The 5,101-nt window shown below is 64.4% G+C and carries 5 protein-coding genes and 2 pseudogenes; 6 read left to right on the plus strand and 1 reads right to left on the minus strand.

Annotated elements, in window-relative coordinates; all coding sequences use genetic code 11:
• Positions 1 to 177: pseudogene (locus WBR57_RS02190) on the plus strand (MFS transporter); the annotation flags it as partial.
• Between the two features lie 2 nt (positions 178 to 179).
• On the opposite strand, the gene WBR57_RS02195 reads toward WBR57_RS02190, so the two are convergent.
• The gene (locus tag WBR57_RS02195) at positions 180 to 1,241 is read right to left on the minus strand and encodes an SDR family oxidoreductase (protein ID WP_424081700.1); all 1,062 of its coding nucleotides are present in this window, start codon (positions 1,239 to 1,241) and stop codon (positions 180 to 182) included.
• 156 nt (positions 1,242 to 1,397) lie between these two features.
• Here WBR57_RS02195 and WBR57_RS02200 point away from each other — a divergent pair, with 156 nt between their 5' ends.
• The 5 genes and pseudogenes from WBR57_RS02200 to WBR57_RS02220 all read left to right on the plus strand — a co-directional run.
• A complete protein-coding gene (locus WBR57_RS02200) occupies positions 1,398 to 2,195 on the plus strand; it encodes a DNA/RNA non-specific endonuclease (RefSeq protein WP_424081702.1) in 798 nt (265 codons plus the stop codon).
• Between the two features lie 189 nt (positions 2,196 to 2,384).
• Positions 2,385 to 3,596 (plus strand): YeeE/YedE family protein, encoded by a 1,212-nt coding sequence (locus tag WBR57_RS02205; protein ID WP_424081704.1) that lies wholly within the window; start codon positions 2,385 to 2,387, stop codon positions 3,594 to 3,596.
• Between the two features lie 27 nt (positions 3,597 to 3,623).
• A pseudogene (locus WBR57_RS02210) lies at positions 3,624 to 3,731 on the plus strand (helix-turn-helix domain-containing protein); the annotation flags it as partial.
• A 270-nt stretch (positions 3,732 to 4,001) separates the two neighbouring features.
• On the plus strand, positions 4,002 to 4,544 hold the full coding sequence (locus WBR57_RS02215) for a cysteine hydrolase family protein (RefSeq protein ID WP_424081706.1): 543 nt from the start codon (positions 4,002 to 4,004) through the stop codon (positions 4,542 to 4,544).
• 4 nt (positions 4,545 to 4,548) lie between these two features.
• The coding region (locus WBR57_RS02220) for a DJ-1/PfpI family protein (protein WP_424081708.1) at positions 4,549 to 5,101 on the plus strand (553 nt) is incomplete at its 3' end.

A 5,101-nucleotide genomic window follows, 5' to 3' on the forward strand; every position in this document is an offset into this window, starting at 1 on the left:
ATTGCCGGCAGCGGCGTGGTCGGCGGTGTGCTGCTGGACAGCTGGGGCGTGGCGTCTTTCCCGTGGGCCATGCTGGTCTTGATCGGAATCGCGCTGGCGATTGTCTGGGCCGCCCGCGCGCAGGGCTTCAAACCCGGCGCGCGCGCGGCGAACTCAGCGGAGGTGAGCGGGCATTAGTGTCACGGAATCAAACGCGCAGCGCGCAGCTGTTCGAACACCTCGAAAAATGCCTGGTCGCTGGCCTGGTAGGCGGTGAAGCCCATCATCCTGCTCTTGGACATGTCCGTGACCACCTCGATCGGCCGCCCAAGGTCGGCATCGGTGTGCCAGGGCGAAACCAGGCGGTTGATGTCGTTTTCTTTCAGCCCATGCTCTGCTGCGATCTCTCGCCACGCGGCCTCGTCGTTGGCCATTTGCTTTTCAAGTGGCGAGGGCGTGGCGGGGAACTCGGCGGGCGAGAGGTCGAAGTACTCGGCGATCCGGCCCCACATCCAGTTCCAGCGGAACACGTCGCCATTGGTGATATTGAACGCCTGGTTGGCCGCAGCCGGCGTGGTTGCGGCCCACAGTTGTTGCTTGGCCAGTTGCCGCGCGTCGGTCATGTCGGTGAGGCTGTCCCATTGCACGCGCGAGCCCGGGAATACAAATGGGCGTCCGGTGTGCTTGCACACGCTGGCGTAGACGGCGAGGGTGGTCGCCATATTCATCGCGTTGCCCACGGCCACGCCGGTGACGGTATGCGGGCGGTGCACGCTCCAGGTGAAGCCGTCCTTTTCAGCGGCGGCGAACACTTCGTCTTCCTGGGCGTAGTAGAAGTTTTCCACGTCCAGGCGACCCTGGTCCTCGCGAAACGGCGTCTTCGGCAGGCTGCCCTTGCCATAGTTTTCGAACGGGCCGAGGTAGTGCTTCAAGCCGGTGACCAATGCCACGTGCTGCACGCTGCCGGCCGGGCGCACGGCGTCGAGCACGTTGCGCACCATGGCGGCGTTCACGCGGATGTTCTCGGCTTCGGTGGCCTGGCGTGACCAGGTGGTGATGAACACGTGGGTCGGTTTCAGCTCTGCCAGCGCCTGTTGCAGGGAGTTCGGGTCCTGCAGGTCAGCGGCCACCGGAATCACTCCCGGCACCTGCGACGGTTGGCGGGAAAGCGCGGCGACCTGCCACTGGTTGTCGAGCAGTAATTGGGTAATGGCGCTGCCAACGATGCCGCTGGCGCCGACGACTAATGCGGTCTGGGTCATAAAGTTCTCCCTGGGATGTAGGGTTCTGAGACCTCAGGTGTAGGAGAGTTCAACCTTATCCGTGAGCCTTGCGGCACCAAACAGACTTGTCAGGGTCCATACGCCCCGCACGAGCATTCGTGCTTGCCTGTTTACCCTCAGCATAAGATCTGACGCATGTACCTACGCAACATTGCAGCCGGGCTGTCCGCCCTCGTTTTGCTCTCCACCACCGTCGACGCCCGCAGCCTGGCGAACCCTTATACCGCCTCGCAACAACGTGCCTCGTTCGACAGTTGCGCCGAACTGTTCCCGGCCAGAAACCCAATCAACACCGCCACGGTCCCGGCGGCGATGAAACCCCTGGCCCTGTGTTCCGATACCTTCGCGGTGCTGTACTCGCAAGCCAGCAAGACCCCGCTGGTGGTGGTCGAACGCTTGAACGCCGCGCAGTTGAAGGAGGCTAAAGGCGAGGAGCGCACCAACCAGTTCTATCCCGACCCACGCATTCCCAAGGCCGGGCGCGCCGAGTTGAGCGACTACCGCAGTCAGCACCCGGCGGTGGACCGTGGCCACCAGGCCCCGGCCGCCGATGCGCCGAACGCGCATGCCATGGCGCAATCCTTCGCGCTGTCGAACATGGTGCCCCAGGACCCGACCAACAACCGCAAGATCTGGAGCAAGGTCGAGGCCGACGTGCGCAAGTTCGCCAAGCGCGCCGGCGGCGACGTCTACGTGTTTACCGGCCCGCTGTTCTACACCGGCTACGGCACCATCGGCGACAACAAGGTCTGGGTGCCGACGCGCCTGTTCAAACTGGTGTACGACGCGTCCTCCCAGCGTGCCTGGGCCTACGTGCTGCCCAACGCGGAAACCCGCATCCAGAAGCCGATGGACTACGCCACGTTTGTGAAGAGCACGGGGCTCAAGCTGTTGGGGAATCTGCCGGTGTCGGGGTCGGTGGAGCGGGGATGAGCGTGGCAGAGTCGTGTTGTTCGCTGCTAACCGGACTTCCTGCGCGTAACCTCGATCGGCTCCAGTGACCCGTGGAAAATTCGGGTACGATCGTGCTCCTCCCAAAGGCATGGTTGAATGGGCGCTGTGCAAGCGTAACCTCCAGCGACGACTCGCAACCTTCCACATTCAAACGAACCGAGATACTCCATGAGCACCACTCTCCCTCTCGCCCCCGCGCGCAAGCCCGTCGCGCCGCTGGTGGCCTTTATCATCCTGGTGCTCGGCGCCCTGTTCCTGCAAAACAGCGTCGGCTCGCGCCAGGTGCTGTTGCTGGTGGTCGGCGCCGCGCTGGGCTTGACGCTGTACCACGCCGCCTTCGGTTTTACCTCGGCCTGGCGCGTGTTTATCAATGATCGACGCGGCGCCGGCCTGCGTGCGCAAATGGTGATGCTGGCGGTGGCGGTGCTGCTGTTCTTCCCGGCGCTGGGGGCGGGCACGCTGTTCGGGCAGCCGGTGGTCGGGCTGGTGGCACCGGCCGGGGTTTCGGTGGTGTTCGGCGCGTTTATTTTCGGCATCGGCATGCAGCTGGGCGGCGGGTGTGCGTCCGGCACGCTGTTCACGGTGGGCGGCGGCAATGCGCGCATGCTGGTCACGCTGTTGTTCTTTATCTGCGGCTCGCTGATCGCCACTCACCACGTGGACTGGTGGTTTGCGCTGCCGGCGTTCCCCGCGGTGTCGATCGTCAAGAGCTTCGGCGTGGTACCGGCGCTGATCCTCAGCCTGGCGGTGTTCGGCCTGATTGCAGTGGTCACCGTAGGTTTGGAAAAACGCCGCCATGGCCAGCTCGAAACGGGCGTGACCAGCGAACACCAGGGCCTGCGCCGCTTCCTGCGTGGACCGTGGCCGTTGGTGTGGGGCGCGATTGGCCTGGCATTGCTCAACTACGCGACCCTGGCGTTGGCCGGTCGGCCATGGGGCATTACCTCGGCGTTCGCGCTGTGGGGCGCCAAGGTGGCGAGCGGCCTGGGTGTGGACGTGGCCAGCTGGGCGTTCTGGCAGATGCCGGGTAACGCCAAGGCCCTGGCCGCGCCGGTGTGGGAAGACGTCACCAGCGTGATGGACATCGGCATCGTGCTCGGCGCGTTGTTGGCCGCAGGCCTGGCCGGGCGTTTTGCGCCGAGCCTGAAAATCCCCGCGCGCTCGCTGGTGGCGGCGGTGATCGGCGGCTTACTGCTGGGTTACGGCTCGCGCCTGGCGTACGGCTGCAATATCGGCGCGTACTTCAGCGGCATCGCCTCGGGCAGCCTGCATGGCTGGGTGTGGCTGGTGGCGGCGTTTATCGGCAACGGCGTGGGCGTGCGTTTGCGGCCCTTCTTCTTTGCTGGCGAGCGGCCGCAGGTCGCATTGAGCGGCTGCTGAACGCGACACAACCGGGAGGGTGGCCAGATGATCCGAGAATTGCTGACCTTTGTATGCGCGGCGCGGCACGGCACTTTCGCCGCCGCCGGGCAGCAGGTGGGGCTGACCCAGTCGGCGGTGAGCGCGCAGATCAAGCCGGTGAGCTGGACCTCGTGATCATGATTCACCCGCCGTTCAACCTGCCTAAAGACCTGAATGTCGAAGTCATCGCGCGTTCATGGCCGGGGCGGCGGTATGTGCATTGCTGGCCTTGACCACGCTGCGGGAAACTTGCCAAGGTGATCTGCACCGGTAGGCATGTCCGAATCCGTCCCTTAATGGTCCGGCACGCGCCTGTTGCTGATCCGCTGGCGTGCCTACCATGGCTTGCATCATTCACCGTAATGCACGCCACAAGGATCTGTCATGAGCCGCAAAGCCCTTATCGTTATCGATGCCCAGCATTCGTTTCGGCATTCAACCTATTGGTCCGAAAATGACCTGCCGGCCTACCTGGAAAAACAACAGGCGTTGATCGACGGCTGTGTGCAACAGGGCATTCCGGTGATACAAGTCTTCCACGTGGAAGAGCAGGGGCACTTTTCGCTGGCCTCGGGTAACGTCCGAGCGCTCAGCGAACTGTCGATCAACCCCGACCTGATCATTCACAAGCGCTACCACAGCGCCTTCGCCGGCACGCCCCTGGCGGCGCGGCTCACGGAAATGGGAGTGACCCGGTTGATCATCAGCGGCATCCGCACTGAACAGTGCTGTGAAACCACCACGCGGCAAGCGTCCGACAGCGGCCTCGGCGTGGATTTTGTCAGCGAGGCGACCCTGACCTTCCCCATGATCCTTACACGCAGTGGCCGGGTGTTCACACCCGCTGAGATTCGCGAGCGCACCGAGCTGGTGCTGGAAGATCGCTTTGCGCGCATCGTCAGCGTCGCCCAGGCCCTGGAGGGTTGAAACCGTGAGCCTGCCGGTGCTGTTCGTGCTGCTGCCCAACGTGCTGATGCTGGACCTGGCCGGCCCCGCCGAAGTGCTGCGCCTTGCCGCGCAAGCCGAGGACCCGGCGGCCATCGACGTCGACTTGCAGTACGTCAGCCCGGTCGAATCCCTGCAAACCTCCATCGGCTTGCCGCTGAGCGGGCTGGCGCCGCTGCCGCAAAGCCTCGCACCGGGCACTTTGGTGGTGCTGGTAGGCTCCACGTCGAGGGTCACCAAGGCGCGTCAAAAGGTTTTTGAATCGGCGAGCAACACGCTGACCCAGTGGTTGCAAACCGTATTCGCACCTTCAGGCGAGCGCCTGGTATGCGTGTGTGCGGGGGCCTTGAGCGCGGCCAGGGCCGGCCTGCTCGACGGGCGCCAATGCACCACCCATCACGCGCTGTGCGCGACATTGCAGGCCATGGCGCCCAAGGCCCGCGTGCTGGAAAACCGGCTTTACGTGATCGATGGCCCGGTCAGTTGCAGCGCCGGGGTTACGGCGGGCATCGACCTGATGCTGCACCTGGTGGCCGAAC

This window comes from Pseudomonas sp. (assembly GCF_049590575.1).
In the GTDB taxonomy this organism is placed as follows: Bacteria; Pseudomonadota; Gammaproteobacteria; order Pseudomonadales; family Pseudomonadaceae; genus Aquipseudomonas.